We start from the raw sequence: 16591 nt of genomic DNA, 5'->3' as shown, positions 1-16591 counted from the left end.
TGAAAACTGATTTATGAAGGTCGTTTTTGATTAGAAATTTCTATGATAATTAATTAATAATAGATATTACTAATAATAAGAAAAACCCACTGTAAAGTGAGTTTTTCATTTATAAATTCTATAGTTTAAAATTAAACAGTTTTCAACAATTCTAAAACTTTTTCATTCTTCTCTGAATTTTTTAATTCTGATAATTGTGATTGAAAATCTTTTAAATTCACTTCGTCATTTTTCAAATTTTCAATCGCTGAAATTCTAGCGGAGAACAATTGACTTTTCAACGACATCGAATATAATTTTGTTAGTTGTTCGATTTCGATATCTTTTGACGAAACTTTATCTGAATGTTTCAATACTAAATTAGCAAACAACAACGCATTATTATCGTTCTTGATGTTTTTCAGAATTGTGTTAATAATCAAACTATAATTATCAATACTTTTTATGTTTTCAATAATTGGTTTTAAGATAATTTCGGCAGCGTTTTCATCTTTTTCTTTCACATATTTATTGAGTTCCTTTAAGGTATTCATCAATAAATTTTCCTCTTTTTTACCTTTTTCTTCCCAAGCATCTTTTAGTCCAACAGTTTTGTTAAACACTAATTTAGAAGCAGTTGAATCTTTATCTACATTAAAATAACCCACTCGTTGGAACTGAAATTTATCATTTGCTTTTACATCAGCTAAACTTGGTTCTACAAATCCTTTGACGATTTGTAATGACGATTTATTCATGAATTCCAAGAAGTTTTTCTCTTTGTGAGCATCTGGTGCTTCATCAATAAACAATCTATCATACAAACGAACTTCAGCTTCAATAGCATGCGAAATAGAAACCCAATGTAATGTTCCGGCCACTTTTCTTTGACTGGCTTCACTTCCACTTCCCGAACGCGAATCTTCATCATACGTTACTTGAATCTCGGTAATGTTTCCGTTTGCATCTTTAGTAACACTTTCGCCTTTAATGATATAACCATTTTTAAGACGTACTTCGTTTCCGATACTTAATCTAAAAAATTTAGCTGGAGCAACTTCCAAAAAGTCTTCTCTTTCAATGTATAATTCTCTTGAAAATGGTACTTTTCTGAAACCTGCGCTTTCATCTTCTTGGTTATTTTCAGCATCCAACCACTCTTCTTTTCCTTCTGGATAATTGGTAATGACCAACTTCACTGGATCTAAAACTGCCATAACTCTCAGAGCAGTTTTGTTCAAATCTTCGCGTAAACAAAACTCCAAAAGCGACACATCAATTACATTTTCACGTTTGGCAACACCAATAGTTTCACAGAAATTTCGAATAGATTTTGCTGTATAACCACGACGACGTAAACCCGAAATAGTAGGCATTCTTGGATCATCCCAACCATTAACAACCTTTTCTTCAACAAGTTGCAATAGTTTTCGTTTACTCATTACAGTATAATTCAAATTCAAACGAGCAAATTCGTATTGATTTGGACGCACTTTGGTAGCATCATATATTTGATCTAAAAACCAGTTGTATAATTCGCGGTGCATTACAAATTCTAACGTACAGATTGAATGTGAAATTTGTTCGATATAATCACTTTCGCCGTGTGCATAATCATACATCGGATAGATTTTCCAATCGTTTCCAGTTCGGTGATGATGACGATGTAAAACTCTATACATCAAAGGATCACGCATCAACATATTCTTAGAAGCCATATCAATTTTGGCTCTTAAAACGTGACTTCCTTCGGGAAAATCTCCGTTTTTCATTGCTTCAAATAATTGCAAATTTTCTTCAACCGAACGATTTCTATATGGTCCATCAACTCCAGGTTGTGTAGGCGTTCCTTTTTGAATTGCCATGTCTTCAGACGATTGACTGTCAACATAAGCTTTTCCGTTTTTAATCATCGCAACTGCCCAATCGTACAACTGCTGAAAATAATCGGAAGCATAACGTTCTTCTGCCCAATTGAAGCCCAACCAAAGTAAATCTTCTTTGATAGCATCAACATATTCTTGCTCTTCTTTGGCCGGATTAGTATCGTCAAAACGCAAATTTACAGGCGCATTGTATTTTAATCCTAAACCAAAATTTAGACAAATAGATTTGGCATGACCAATGTGTAAATACCCATTTGGCTCAGGCGGAAAACGAAAACGCAACTTATCCTGAGCGAAACCGCTTGATAAACTGTCTTCTATAATTTGTTCTATAAAATGAAGTGATTTCTCCTCGGTTGACATAATTATTTTGTAATTTTAGCAAAGATAAAAATTTAGATGATAGAATATAGAGAATAGAGAATAGATGCATTATTTTTTAAATTTTTCTAACTGAATACTAATTACTGAACACTGAATACTAAATAAATGGGAACCATCAAATTACAAAATATCAGAACTTTTTCTTACCACGGTTGCCTTGTTGAAGAAGGAAAAATAGGATCAGATTACCGAGTAGATTTGGAAATTAAAACCGATTTGAGAAAATCTGCTGAAACAGATGATCTTAAAGATACGGTTGATTATGTACTTTTGAATGCTATTGTTATAGAAGAAATGGCAATTAGATCGAATTTATTAGAACATGTTGGTCACAGAATCATTACCAGAATCTTTAAAGAAATTGCTTCTGTTTCAAGAATAATTGTTAATGTTTCTAAACTAAATCCTCCTATTGGTGGTGATGTTGAAGCGGTTACCATTGAAATGGAAGAATACAGGAATTAGAAATAATTACGAATTAAAAATTACGAATTACGAATTTTTAAAAATTGTTAATTAACAATTGCTAATTATTAATAGTTTTATATATTTGCAGTCCAATAAATAAATTGGCGTCGTGGCCGAGCGGCTAGGCTGGGCTCTGCAAAAGCTCCTACTCCGGTTCGAATCCGGACGATGCCTCAAGAAAGAGATACAGAAATGTGTCTCTTTTTTTTATTTTAAATTTTTAGAAAAAATTAATTAAAGATATGTTCGAATCCGGACGATGCCTCAAGAAAGAGATACAGAAATGTGTCTCTTTTTTTTTATTTTAAATTTTTAGAAAAAATAGATTAAAGTTATGTTCAAATCCGGACGATGATTTATAAAATACAATCATTCGAAAAGAGTTTTTTGTTTTAAATTTTTAGAAAAAATTGATTAAAGTTATGTTAGAATCCGGTCGATGATTCACAAAATACAATCATTCGAAAAGAGTTTATTGTTATGAATTTTTAGAAAAAAATTGATTAAAGATATGTTCGAATCCGAGTTATGTCTCTTGTTAAAATGATCTCAGTTAAAAAATTTTCTTAATCAATTATTTCTACTTGTATTACCTCTACAAATTCGCTACAACTATCACATTTAAATTTATTAGTTATATCAAAAACAGTAAATCTTTCTCCTTCCTTCATTTCCAATAATTTAGTATAATTTTCATTTGATAAAATATTCAAATCATTATATAAAACAATTGTTTTTTTGTCTTTTTTTGAATAATAAGATATTCTAAAACTTCCACAATCAAATTCTTTAAAATCTGGAATTATGATTGAAATTTTTGCGTTTTTTAAGTCTTCTCTTTTTAATAAAACTATACAATTAGTACAATTATTTCCATTTATAATTCCCAAAGTATGTTTTAATTGCTTTATTTTAAAAATATGTTTTTCAAAAACAATTTTCCCTTCATTATTCTTGAAACTTAAAAATAAAGTTTGTTCGTTCCCTTTTCCTGGTGAAATAAAAAATCTGCTACTTTCGATAGTTAAACCTGTTGATGAAGCTGTTAATGTTTCAGGATTAGGAACTTTTATAAAAATTTCATTTCTTATACCTCTGTAAATAATATTATTTCTTTTTACAGTAACTTGACTAATCTTTAATTCCTGTTCAGCGAATATCGTATCATTTTGTCCATAAAATGAAAGTGTGAAAAGTAGAAAAATTAAAATATTTATATTCTTCATATAAATGAGTTTACCGCTTCGGTTCTATCTTCTCTAAAGCTTCTTTAACCAATTTTTGATCGCTTGGAAACCAACCTTGCATCATTATTGAAATTCCAAAAATTATCAACAAAATGCTTGTTAACTTCTTAATCTTTAAAATATTAGTAGCTGTCATTTTGTTTTTTAACTTCTTAGCAAGTACAATTTTAATTAAATCTACCATTAAATACGTAAGAATTACAGAGGCAAAAAAAACTGCTAATCGTGAAGTTTTTAGTTCTAATTGTGGTCCGAAAGTAATGAATATCAACAACCAAAATCCAAGTACGCCAACGTTTATAAAGTTTAATAAAAATCCTTTAAAATATAGACTTCTATAGTTTTTCTTAATGATTTCAAGTTCTATAACTTCTTCTTGCAACTTGGCGGCTCTTTTTAATTTTATAAAAGATATTACTCCGTAAGTTACCATTATTAATCCTCCAAAAATATATAATGCTGGTTCGTCTTTGATACTATTTATCAATCGATAACTACTAAAATAAGCTATTGCGATAAAAATAAAATCGGCTGTAACAACTCCAAAATCAAAAACCAATGCTGCTCTAAATCCTTTAGTTGCAGCAGTCTCTAATAAAATAAAAAAAACAGGACCAATCATAAAACATAGCAAAATTCCCAACGGAATTGCCATCAAAATATCTTGAATCATTTAATTTGTAGTTTCATTTTAATCCATAAAAAAAATGGATCACATTTGTATTTAAACAAATATAATCCATTTTTTATAATCTATATAAAAATTTAATTGGCTTGCTCTATTTTTCCTCCAGCAAAAGTTTTCTCATTTAGCTGCTTTGGTTTTCCAAAAACAATAATTTTTCCTCCTGCACGAACTTTAGCATCTACAACATCTGATGCGTTAACTTCGGCATTTCCACCAGCATTTACTGTCACATTAGTTGTAGCTGTTTTTAATGTTGAGGCATCTAAATTTCCACCTGTATTACTAACAGCAGTTTGCGAATTGGCTTTTCCAGAAATGGTAACATTGGCTCCAGAAGATGTTTTAACTGTAATAGAACTTACCTCTACAGCAACTTTTACCTCTGCTCCTTCTTTGGCAATGATATCAAAACTTGGAGTTTTAAAAACATCATTACTAGAAATTCTTGAACCTTCATTGGCTTCTACCGCATCGATTTTTTTATAATAAACGGTTGCCGATATATTATCACCATCCAATAATCTGTTTATTGGCATTCTTATCTTAAGCTCTCCATTTTTATTTACTAATTCAACTTTCTCTGAATTACTTCCTGTAAGAACTACTTTATTCTCGTCTGACGCTATTAATGTAACATCAATTTTATCAAATGAGGTCACTTTATTAAAATCTCCAACTTCTTTTTCAGTTTGAGCAAATGCTATCGAACTGATAAATAATAAACTATAAACTAACTTTTTCATATATGTAAAATTTATTTGTTATTGGTCATATATGTTATCGCTTTTTTATTTATTGGTGTATGCTTGCGCAAACTTGTTATTAATAGCGATTTCATAATTACTCATTTTTTCTAATAAACGTAAAATCTAACTGCTTTTTAACCAAATCGGCGTTCTTTACTTTAACGTAAACTTCGTCGCCTAATTGTAATAAACTCTTAGAAATTTCGCCTACAAGTGCATATTGTTTTTCATCAAACGTGTAATAATCGTCTTTTATTTCACGAATTCTACACATTCCTTCGCATTTATTTGATACAATTTCAACGTAAATTCCCCATTCGGTAACACCAGAAATTACGCCCAAAAACTCTTCGTCTTTGTGATCTTGCATGTATTTAATCTGCATGTATTTAATCGAATCACGTTCTGCATTTGTAGCCAAACTTTCCATATTACTTGAATGTTCGCATTTTTCTTCATACACTTCTGCAGAAACCGATTTTCCGCCATCCAAATAATATTGAAGTAAACGATGTACCATAACGTCGGGATAACGTCTAATAGGCGATGTAAAATGGCTGTAATAATCAAATGCTAATCCGTAGTGACCAATATTTTCTGTTGAATATTTGGCTTTACTCATTGTTCGAATTGCCAATGTATCGATCAAATTTTGCTCTTTCTTTCCGTTAACGTCTGACATTAATTGGTTTAACGATTTAGAAATGTCTTTTTTATCGCGTAAATCTATCTTATAACCAAATTTAGAAATCAACGCTTGCATTGCAAAAAGCTTGTCTTCATTAGGTTCATCGTGAATTCTATAAACGAAAGTTTTCTTTTGTTTTCCGATATATTCAGCAACTTTTCTATTAGCAAGAAGCATGAATTCTTCGATCAAATGATTGGCATCTTTAGACACTTTGAAATAAACGCCTTCGGGTTCGCCATCTTCTGTCAAATTGAATTTTACCTCTACTTTATCAAAGGATATTGCGCCTTCACTCATTCTTTTTCTACGGAGAATTTTTGCTAGTTCGTCTAATTTTAAAGTCGCTTCAGTAATTTCATCGGATGCATTGTATTCTTTTCCAGTTAACGAAATTTCGGCGGGAATTGTAGCAGCTTTTGTTTCAATTATTACTTGTGCTTCTTCATAAGAAAATCTTTGGTCAGAATTAATTACAGTTCTTCCAAACCATTGATTGATAACGGTTGCTTTATGATCGATTTCGAAAATAGCCGAAAACGTATATTTTTCTTCATTCGGACGCAATGAACAAGCAAAATTCGACAAAACTTCAGGTAACATAGGTACAACTCTATCCACTAAATAAACTGAAGTTCCTCGGTTGGAAGCCTCTTCATCTAGAATAGTTCCTTCTTGCAAATAATGAGATACATCGGCAATGTGAATTCCGATTTCATAATTTCCGTTGTCTAATTTTTTGAATGATAAAGCATCATCAAAATCTTTGGCATCTTTTGGATCAATTGTATACGTCAATGTATCGCGCATGTCACGACGTTTTGCAATTTCTTCAGGATGAATTGCGGTATCTAATTTTTGTGCAAAAACTTCAACTTCAACTGGGAAATCATATGGTAAACCATATTCTGCTAAGATCGCATGAATTTCGGTATCGTGTTCTCCAGGTTTTCCTAAAACATTGATTACCGAACCAAAAGGTGAATCGGCTTTCTTTGGCCAATCTTCAATTTTTACAACAACAACATCGCCTTGTTCCGCTCCGTTATATTTATCTTTTGGAATAAAAATATCGGTGTACATTTTAGCATTGGCAGTAGTTACGAAAGCAAAATTCTTTTGAATGTCAATAACTCCAACGAATTCAGTTTTACTTCTTTCAATTACTTCAATTACTTCACCTTCAGGCTTTTTACCACGACGACGATTGTAAACATAAACCTTAACTTTATCTTTATCTAAAGCGTGATTCAAGTTATTGGTCGGAATAAAAACATCGTCTTCAAATTCATCGCAAATAAAATAGGCTGTTTTTCTCGAAGTCATGTCAATCGTTCCTTCGTAGTAATCTTGTGAAACGGCTTTCACTAAATATTTTCCTGGTTCGCTTTCAATAATAACTTTTTGTGAAGCAAGAATTTTTAAATCTTTGATAATTTCGTTTCTACTTTTTGTATCGGTCAATTCCAAAACAGCACATATTTGTTTGTAATTGAATGGTTTATTTGCGTTTTGTGATAGTATTTTTAAAATCTTTTCAGAGAACGTTTTCTCTTTTTTTCCAAACTTTTTTGGGAATTTACTCATAATCTTTTTCTTAATAAGGTTTAAAATTACAAATAAGAAAATAGAAAATAGAAAATAGAGATTAGATTTATTGAAAAAATAACTTTTGTACCTTTATAAAAAAATTAAAATGACTGAATTCATTACAATCGCTACTTTCAATTTTGCTTATGAAATTACAGTTTTAAAATCGGTCTTAGACCACAGAGAAATAGAGTATTTTTTCCAAAATGAAAATTTAATAGCTATCGATCCATTAGCGAGTTTTGCATACGGCGGCATCCATCTAAAAATTCATCCCAACGATATCGAAATTGTAAAAGAAATATTAAACGATTTAAATACTAATTTAGATATTGTCTAAAATACAATTTTATCATTCCGTAGGAATCTCAAATTCTTTTTCTCTAAAAATTTTGAAAGTTGTCAACATATATTAAATACAACAAAAAAAGATTTTAAATTTAATTAAATTTTTGGTGGTTATTATAGCGTGTTAATTTGTACAATAACTTTAAATTTTAAAACTTGATTTACAAGTTGTAGTTTTTTATACCGATTTATTAACATACTTTTAAGAAAGTAAATCGTTCATTTTGAAGCTATTTTTAGAAACAATCAACAGTTGTTAACAAGTCTAAAATACTATTTTTTGTAGATAACTTTGATTGTTGATTTCTGTTGAAAAACTAAAATTTTGTATTGATAACTTTTCTAAAAATTCCTCAAACTATATTTGGATTTTTAAAGTCAATTTTTGATTACAATTTATTTACATACAACCAAGAAAAACTTCTAAATTTCTATTCAAAGTTGTTAACAATTAATGTTAACTTAACGTTAACTGATTATCAACGAATTACAAATTACTATTAACAATGTATAATTTTAACATTTCAATTAAATAAAATGTAATGATTTACAACTACTTATAAATAATTGTTATCAACACTTTTTCCTTAATACAAGGAAATCAGTGAGTTATATTTTTGGTAAAAATCAAATAGAAATACAAATAAGAATACCTAAATTTGTTTCCACAACTACAACACAATTTATTATGAAAATATCTATCGGAAACGATCACGCTGGTCCAGATTATAAAAAAGCAATTGTTGCTTATTTACAAGAAAAAGGACACGAAATTTTAAACCACGGAACCGATACTTTTGATAGTGTTGATTATCCCGATTTTGGTCATCCGGTTGCAACCGATGTAACTTCTGGAAAAGCAGAACTAGGAATTGTAATTTGCGGAAGCGGAAACGGAATTGCTATGACAGCCAACAAACACCAAGGAATTCGTGCTGCACTTTGTTGGACTAAAGAAATTTCGGCGCTTGCGCGCCAACATAATAATGCAAATGTGGTAAGTATTCCGGCGCGATTTACTTCTATTCAACAAGCTGTAGAAATTGTAGATACTTTTTTAACTACCGATTTTGAAGGCGGAAGACACGCTACTCGAGTTGATAAAATAGCTTGTCAATAATACAGTACCAGTATATCAAGTAGTATAGAAAATAAATGGAATCTTTGATTTTAAGCTATTTTCTGTACTATTTCTATTTTTGATAGTTATCAACTGAAAAACTTTTTTATTTTTACTTTTAAAAAAAACTATGCGAAAGTATTATATTCTGTTATTAGCAGTTACTTCTTTATATGCTCAAGATAAATCTCATATAATCTATAAAAACGAAATTGTTACCATTTCTAATAAAAACAGTTTAGATATACAATCCGTTATTAACGAAAGCAGGTTGATTGCTAAAAGCAAAAACCAAAGCGAATATGTAATTAGTATTCCATACGATAGTTTTAATGAGGTTTCAGATATAAAAGGATCTACAACCATTTTAAAAACTAATAAAAAGCACAGTTTATCTTCCTATTCTATTCGTGAATTTGATGCGGAACACGATAATATTTTTAAAAGCGATACCAAAATAAAGCAGTTTTTTATGCCTATGGTAGAAGACAATTCGGTAATTGAGTATTCGTATAAAAACAAATTAAAACAACCGCGATTTTTATCTTATTTTAGATTTCAAAATCCTATAAAAACCAAAACAAGCAAACTTACTGTTAGATGTGATTCTAATATTGAACTTGGGTACAAGATTTTTGGTGATCATCAAGATAAAATAGAATTTACCAAAACCACTGCAGGTTCAATAGATACCTATACTTGGACTGGTACTGAAATTCCAGAATTTGAAGCAGAAGAAGACATGCCAAGCGGATTGTATGTTCAACCTCATATTATTTATTACATAAAAAAATACAACAAGAACGGAGTTCAAGAAGAACTTTTAAACAGTACTCAAAACTTATACAATTGGTACAATTCATTAGTACAAGACATTAATAAAACCGATCAAACCAATCTAAAAAATACCACATTAAACTTAATAAAAGATAAAACCACTGATGTAGAAAAGGCACAAGCCATTTATTATTGGGCACAACAAAACTTGCATTATGTTGCCTTTGAAAATGGAATGGGCGGATTTATACCAAGAGAAGCGGCCGATGTATATTCGAAATTGTATGGCGATTGTAAGGACATGGCTAATATTTTGAATGAAATGTTTAAATATGCTAATTTAAAGTCCAGTTTAACTTGGATAGGAACAAGAGCAAAACCATATACCTATCAAGATGTTCCAACACCACAAGTAGACAATCACATGATAACCAATTTAATTTTGGATGGGAAAAATTATTTTATTGATGCTACCGATAAGTTTTGTCCGTTTCCAATGCCTACATCGATGATTCAAGGAAAAGAAGCCTTGATTGGTAAATCAGAAAAATTTGAAATAGAAAAAGTTCCTGTAATTCCAGCATCAGAAAACAAAACAACTATAGCATTGGATTTAAAAATTGAAGGAACATCATTAAAAGGAACTGCTTCTGCCTTAATTAATGGCTATCCTAAAAGCGATTTACTAAATTTTCTTTCGAGTTACGCTCAAAAACAAAACGAGATTTGGAAAGATGTGATCAACGAATCCAATCCTAAGATAATTTTATCACCTACAACATTATCTAAAAACGATTATCAATTACAACCGTCAAAAGCCGAATTTTCTTTTCAATTGGATGATGCGGTAAAAAATGTAAACGGAAAATTATTGCTAAAACCGATTATTATTTTGCCTCTAAAAGAAACTCAAATAGATATTGAAAAAAGAAAATTTCCGATAGAAAAAAGATACAACTATGCCTATGAAATACAGTATCAATATGAAATTCCTAACGAATATAAAGTAGAATTCATGCCCGAAAATGCTAAAAACGAAACTAGTTTGGCTTCGTTTGATGTTCAATACAAAGTTCAAAACAATAAAATAATTGTAATACAAAAGGTAGAATCTAAAATCTTATTGTTAGAAAAACCAGATTTTGAAAAATGGAACAACTTTATAAAAACACTAAACAAACAATACAACCAATCTATAATTCTAACCAAATGATAAAAAAAATCGCATCACTAACCTTGTTGTTACTTACCATTACTAGTTTTTCACAAGAAATAAAAAGCTATTCTTGGGACGATAAACCTGTTTTTAAAACAATTCCAGAAGAGTATAAAAACCAGCCAGCAGTTGTGTTATTAGACAAGCGTTGGATACACACAAGAGTAGGTTATTATGCCTTTGCATCATTTGTAATGAATCATTGTGCAATTAAAATAAACAAAGCGGAAGAAATTAATAAATACAATAAAATTAAAGCCGAAGACAATGGGTATATTAGAACCTTAAGAGATTTTCATGCTAGAATTATCAAGCCTAATGGTGAAATTAAAGTTTTGCCCGAAGACAAAATCGTTGAAGCAGAAATTGATAAAGTAAAATCTATTGTTTTTGAAGGTGTAGAAGCTGGAGATATTCTAGAATATTATTTTATACTAAAAGAAATGCCAAGTCCTTATGGTGTAGAAATTTATCAAAAAGACATACCTGTTTTATATGCAGAATTTATTACAAGTAAAGACGGCGTTATTTTTGAAACTTTTGCGTCTTCCGAATTTGGAAAGAAAGTTGAAAAAGGAAAATCTATAGCCGTTGCCGAAAATATTCCACCATTTATCGAAGAAAAAAACTCTAAAAATATTAAGAATTTAGTCAAGTTGATTTACATGATTAGCGTTCCTGGACAAGACAACTTAGTTTGGGGTTCATTCTTACCACAATTTTTTAAGAAGCCAACATTTACCAATTTTAAAAAAACACAAGCCAAAGATTTTATCGAAAATCTAAATGTTTCTACTGGTACAACCGACGAGAAAGTCACTAAAATTGACGAATACATAAAAGAAAATTTTGACTTTGTATGGCGTGGAGAAAAAGAGAAAAGAATTAAAAACTTAAATGAAGGTAAACTCAAACTTACGGCAAGCGATATTTTTGACTTGTATGGATTTGCTTTCAAAGAATTAAAAATTCCGTATCAAATTGCTGTTGGAATGTCACGTTTTATTGGAGAAGTTTCTACATCCAAGCATGTTGTGCCGCTTACTCACGAGTTCATGTATTACATTCCAGAAACTAAAAAATTTGTATCGCCTTACGAGAAATACTTGTCGTATGGATATCCAATGTATGAAATTCAAGGTTCTAAAGGAATTTTGTACAATCCAGCAAAAAGTTATACCGGTGAACAAATTACATTTTCTACAGCACCAGCGAGTTTTACAATTATGGAGTCTAAAAGTTCGGTAACCTTATCGGAAGATTTTGCTAAAGCTACTGTCGATAAAACCTATGCTACTCAAGGATTTGAAGCACAATTGCTAAGAAATTCGGTAAAATATTATAAGGAAAATGAAGAAGAAAAAGAACTTGTAGATTTTATTAAAGCTAGAACTTTTAAAGAATTAGATATTAAATTACTAAAATATACTTTTGACAATCAAGAATTTAAAAACAACCATTCAAATACACCATACATCATGAATTTGAATGCCGAATTAATCGAATCAATAGTTGAAAATGCAGGAAATCTTCTTATTATTAACCTTGGAAAAGTAATAGGAAAACAGACCGATTTATATCAAGAAACCGAACGAAAATTTGATGTTGATTTATCCTATGCTAAAATTTACAAGCACAAAATCGTCTTCAACATTCCGTCAGGTTACGAAGTTGAAAGTTATAATGATTTACTTATCGATAAAAAAATGACGAGTAGTAACGGTCAAGAATGTGCTTTTAAATCTACTGCAAAAGTAGAAGGAAATCAAGTAATCGTAGATATTGTCGAGAATTATGACAACATAACCTACGATAAAAATTTGTATTCAGAATATAGAAAAGTTATCAATGCAGCATCAGATTTTACTAAAGCGAGCTTAGTTTTAAAACCAAAAAAATAATTTAGTTTACATAATGACGCAAATACAATTCATACAAAGCCAAGTAAACACTACGCCAAAAAACATTGAAGCAACCTTAAAATTACTATCAGAAGATTGCACTATTCCGTTTATTTCTCGTTACCGAAAAGACCAAACCGGCAATCTAGATGAGGTTCAAATAGAAGCTATTGCCAAACTTTCGAAGCAATTCGACGAAATTGTGAAGCGTAAAGAGAGCATTCTAAAAACCATTGAAGAACAAGGACAATTATCGCCTGAATTAAAATCTAAAATAGAAAAATCATTCGATTTACAAGAAATTGAAGATTTGTATTTGCCTTATAAAAAGAAGAAAAAAACGCGCGCCGATGTGGCTCGAGAAAACGGATTAGAACCATTAGCAACATTAATTTTGGCGCAAAAAAATGACGATGTAGATTTTCTTGCAACGCAATACATTAATAATAATGTAGAAAATGAAGAGGAAGCACTGCAAGGCGCTCGGGATATTGTTGCCGAGTGGATTAACGAAAATATTGCCGTTCGTCAAAGCTTACGAAGATTATACAATCGAAAAGCAGTAATCGAAACTAAAGTGGTAAAAAAGAAAGCCGAGGAAGAAGAAGCTCAAAAATTCAAGCACTATTTCGATTGGTCAGAACCAATTTCCAAAGCGCCATCGCACCGATTATTAGCAATGTTGCGTGCAGAAAATGAAGGCTATATAAAACTAAAAATTGAAACTAATCTTGATGAAGTTTATGATCTAATTGATGAATTGGTTATCAAAAACGGCAACAGTCCGTCGATCAATCATGTTCAACTAGCTATAGAAGACAGCTATAAACGATTATTGCAACCCGCAATTTCTAACGAAACATTGCAAGAAGCCAAAGCCAAAGCAGATAAAACGGCAATTGATGTTTTTGCCAATAATTTAGGGCAACTTTTACTTGCGCCACCATTAGGAGAAAAACGAATTTTAGCCATTGATCCTGGTTTTAGAAGTGGTTGTAAGATTGTTTGTCTTGACGAAAAAGGCGATTTATTGTACAACGAAACCATTTATCCGCATCAACCGCAAAATGAAAGTGCAATGGCGATGAAAAAAATCCGTTCGATGGTAAATGCCTATAATATTGAAGCAATTTCTATTGGAAACGGAACCGCATCTCGCGAAACCGAGTTCTTCATCAAGAAAATTGCATTCGACAAACCTATACAAGTTTTTGTAGTTTCAGAAGCTGGAGCATCGGTGTATTCTGCTAGCAAAATCGCTCGTGACGAATTTCCAAATTACGATGTTACCGTTCGTGGTTCGGTTTCTATAGGAAGACGACTTTCCGATCCGTTGGCAGAATTGGTAAAAATTGATGCCAAATCTATTGGAGTTGGGCAATACCAACACGATGTAGATCAAGTAAAATTGAAGGAAGAATTGGATTCGGTTGTAGTTCGTTGTGTGAATTCGGTTGGAATCAATATCAACACAGCGAGCAAATCGTTGTTGAGTTATGTGTCTGGAATAGGAGAGAAGATGGCCGAAAATATCGTGGCTTTTCGTCAAGAAAATGGCGCATTTGAAGATCGTAAACAGCTTAAAAAAGTACCGCGTTTAGGAGAAAAAGCGTATCAACAAGCTGCAGCTTTTATCAGAATTAAAGAGGGAAAAAATCCGTTAGATAATTCGGCAGTACATCCTGAAGCCTATCCAATTGTTGAAAAAATGGCAAAAGATTTAGGTTTAAAAACCAATGACTTAATTGCCAATAAAGAAAAAATAGCAGTAATAAAACCCGAGAATTATACCAACGAAACCATTGGAATTTTGGGAATAAAAGACATATTAAAAGAGTTGGTAAAACCAGGATTAGATCCAAGAAAATCCGCTAAGGTTTTCGAATTTGACCCAACGGTAACTTCAATAAAAAATGTGCGAACTGGAATGATTTTACCCGGAATTGTCAATAACATCACCGCATTTGGTTGTTTTGTTGATATCGGAATCAAAGAAAGCGGATTGGTTCACATTTCGCAACTTAAAGAAGGATTTGTGTCCGATGTAAACGAAGTTGTAAAACTACACCAACACGTTCAAGTAAAAGTCGTAGAGGTTGATGAAGACAGAAAACGAATTCAGTTGACGATGATTTTATAAAACAAAAAAGCAACTCATAAAGTTGCTTTTTTTGTTTTACATTAAGTCTTTTTTATTTCTTCTTAAAAAAATTATAATCAAAATTACAATAATAGGTATTGCTACTATCGCAAGAATTAATATAATCTCTAAAACACCTAGTTTTCCCAAAATAAAAAAACCTACTCTTTAGTTTCTTCTTTTTTAGAAGTTGCAGTTGCAGTATCTTCTTTAGAAGCGTTTTTAAATTCTTTAATTCCGTTTCCTAATCCTTTCATTAATTCTGGAATTTTTTTACCTCCAAAAAGTAAAACTACTACCAAAACTATCAAAATTATTTCTGTTGGACCTAATCTTCCCATGAGCTATATATTAATTGCTTTCGCAAATTTGTAATCAGTTACAAGCCACAAAGGTAAAAAGAAATTGATATTGTTTTATTTTTAATCCAAATATTTATAGTTAATTTTCGTTAAATAACATATTTCGCACTAATATTGAATTTTAAAAACCTTAATCTTCAAGAAACACATCAGCACAACTAAATTTTCTATATTTGTATATTATCAAATGCTATGTCTGAAAAACGCTTAAAAAAGAAAGTATTAAGAAAAAAACTCTTTACAAAAAATCGTTTGGTTATTTTGAACGAAGATACTTTCGAAGAAATTTTTTCTTTAAAATTAACCTTAATGAATGTTTTTGTGGTGGCAACAATTGGTGCAATTTTGATCATCACAGTAACTACTTTTATTATAGCTTTCACACCTTTACGAGAATATATTCCGGGTTACACTTCTTCCAAAATTAAAAAAGAGGCGACCGAATTAGCATTAAAATCAGATTCTTTAGCTTTTGCAATCAAAAAAAACGAAATCTATCTCGAATCAATAAAAAAAGTACTGAATGGTGATTTGGAATATGCCAAAGTCAATAAAGATTCCATTCTAGCGATTTCTGTGGATACTTTACCCGATTTGCAACTTACCGCAACCGAAGCAGAACTTAAATTACGAAAGGAAGTTGCCGATGAAGAAGCAAAATTAAAATCTGAAAAGGTAAAAAAAACTAATAAATAATACAATGGATTTTTATAACCAACTTTTAGAAATGCCTTTGTTCCTAGCCATTTTGTTCCTCTGTTTCGGCATATTGTTGTATTATTTTCCTCCGAAAAAAATTAACGTTGTATATGGATACAAAACTACAAATTCAATGAAATCGCAGCAAACTTGGGATTTTGCACAAAAGTTTGCAGCGGTCAAAATGTGGCATTGCGGCATGCTATCAGTACTTGTATTTATTATAGAAAAACGTTTTGTTTTAAACAGTTCAAGCCAAACAATACTTGGATTTAGCATACTACTATTTTCGATAGTGTACATCATTTATTTTACAGAAAAAGCTATAAAATCAAAATTTCCCAACACCTAA

The 16591-nt window shown here is 30.8% G+C and carries 14 protein-coding genes and 1 tRNA gene; 9 read left to right on the top strand and 6 right to left on the bottom strand.

Translation table 11 applies throughout. The features are described 5' to 3' along the window. Nucleotides 1-131: 131 nt before the first annotated feature. On the bottom strand, nucleotides 132-2228 hold the full coding sequence (locus ACZ098_RS07655; protein ID WP_487311152.1) for a glutamine--tRNA ligase/YqeY domain fusion protein: 2097 nt from the start codon (nucleotides 2226-2228) through the stop codon (nucleotides 132-134). A 126-nt stretch (nucleotides 2229-2354) separates the two neighbouring features. Between ACZ098_RS07655 and folB the strand changes: the two genes are divergently transcribed. Beyond that, nucleotides 2355-2714 (top strand): dihydroneopterin aldolase, encoded by a 360-nt coding sequence (gene folB / locus ACZ098_RS07650; RefSeq protein WP_487311151.1) that lies wholly within the window; start codon nucleotides 2355-2357, stop codon nucleotides 2712-2714. A gap of 106 nt (nucleotides 2715-2820) precedes the next feature. Beyond that, a tRNA-Cys gene (locus tag ACZ098_RS07645) sits at nucleotides 2821-2891 on the top strand. A 392-nt stretch (nucleotides 2892-3283) separates the two neighbouring features. Here ACZ098_RS07645 and ACZ098_RS07640 read toward each other — a convergent pair. The 4 genes from ACZ098_RS07640 to rnr form a co-directional block, all read right to left on the bottom strand. Continuing rightward, entirely contained in the window at nucleotides 3284-3943 is a 660-nt protein-coding gene (locus ACZ098_RS07640) for a hypothetical protein (RefSeq protein WP_487311150.1), read from the bottom strand. A 10-nt stretch (nucleotides 3944-3953) separates the two neighbouring features. Continuing rightward, nucleotides 3954-4637 (bottom strand): LysE family translocator, encoded by a 684-nt coding sequence (locus ACZ098_RS07635; RefSeq protein ID WP_487311149.1) that lies wholly within the window; start codon nucleotides 4635-4637, stop codon nucleotides 3954-3956. 92 nt (nucleotides 4638-4729) lie between these two features. Beyond that, nucleotides 4730-5395 carry a head GIN domain-containing protein gene (locus ACZ098_RS07630; RefSeq protein WP_487311148.1) on the bottom strand — a complete coding sequence of 222 codons (666 nt, stop codon included), beginning with the start codon at nucleotides 5393-5395 and terminating at the stop codon, nucleotides 4730-4732. Nucleotides 5396-5492: 97 nt separating this feature from the next. Further along, nucleotides 5493-7673 (bottom strand): ribonuclease R, encoded by a 2181-nt coding sequence (rnr, locus tag ACZ098_RS07625; protein WP_487311147.1) that lies wholly within the window; start codon nucleotides 7671-7673, stop codon nucleotides 5493-5495. Nucleotides 7674-7782: 109 nt separating this feature from the next. On the opposite strand from rnr, the gene ACZ098_RS07620 reads away from it, so the two are divergent. The 5 genes from ACZ098_RS07620 to ACZ098_RS07600 all read left to right on the top strand — a co-directional run bounded on the left by ACZ098_RS07620 (nucleotide 7783) and on the right by ACZ098_RS07600 (nucleotide 15178). Then, the gene (locus ACZ098_RS07620) at nucleotides 7783-8016 is read left to right on the top strand and encodes a DUF2007 domain-containing protein (protein ID WP_487311146.1); all 234 of its coding nucleotides are present in this window, start codon (nucleotides 7783-7785) and stop codon (nucleotides 8014-8016) included. Between the two features lie 696 nt (nucleotides 8017-8712). Beyond that, nucleotides 8713-9144, top strand: a complete 432-nt coding sequence (rpiB, locus tag ACZ098_RS07615; RefSeq protein WP_487311145.1) for a ribose 5-phosphate isomerase B — start codon at nucleotides 8713-8715, stop codon at nucleotides 9142-9144. Between the two features lie 130 nt (nucleotides 9145-9274). Beyond that, nucleotides 9275-11134 carry a DUF3857 domain-containing protein gene (locus ACZ098_RS07610; protein WP_487311144.1) on the top strand — a complete coding sequence of 620 codons (1860 nt, stop codon included), beginning with the start codon at nucleotides 9275-9277 and terminating at the stop codon, nucleotides 11132-11134. Continuing rightward, nucleotides 11131-13038 (top strand): DUF3858 domain-containing protein, encoded by a 1908-nt coding sequence (locus ACZ098_RS07605; RefSeq protein ID WP_487311143.1) that lies wholly within the window; start codon nucleotides 11131-11133, stop codon nucleotides 13036-13038. Before ACZ098_RS07610 ends, ACZ098_RS07605 begins: the two co-directional genes overlap by 4 nt. Before the next feature lie 13 nt (nucleotides 13039-13051). Beyond that, a complete protein-coding gene (locus tag ACZ098_RS07600) occupies nucleotides 13052-15178 on the top strand; it encodes a Tex family protein (protein ID WP_487311142.1) in 2127 nt (708 codons plus the stop codon). 161 nt (nucleotides 15179-15339) lie between these two features. On the opposite strand, the gene tatA is transcribed toward ACZ098_RS07600, so the two are convergent. Beyond that, complete coding sequence (gene tatA, locus ACZ098_RS07595) at nucleotides 15340-15519, bottom strand: twin-arginine translocase TatA/TatE family subunit (protein ID WP_487311141.1); 180 nt, start codon at nucleotides 15517-15519, stop codon at nucleotides 15340-15342. Nucleotides 15520-15732: 213 nt separating this feature from the next. On the opposite strand from tatA, the gene ACZ098_RS07590 reads away from it, so the two are divergent. After that, entirely contained in the window at nucleotides 15733-16236 is a 504-nt protein-coding gene (locus ACZ098_RS07590) for a peptidase (RefSeq protein ID WP_487311140.1), read from the top strand. Between the two features lie 4 nt (nucleotides 16237-16240). Further along, entirely contained in the window at nucleotides 16241-16591 is a 351-nt protein-coding gene (locus ACZ098_RS07585; RefSeq protein WP_487311139.1) for an SdpI family protein, read from the top strand.

This window comes from Flavobacterium sp. SP2, assembly GCF_057626655.1.
The sequence above is the reverse complement of the archived record's forward strand: the minus strand, read 5'-3'. Positions and strand labels throughout refer to the sequence as shown.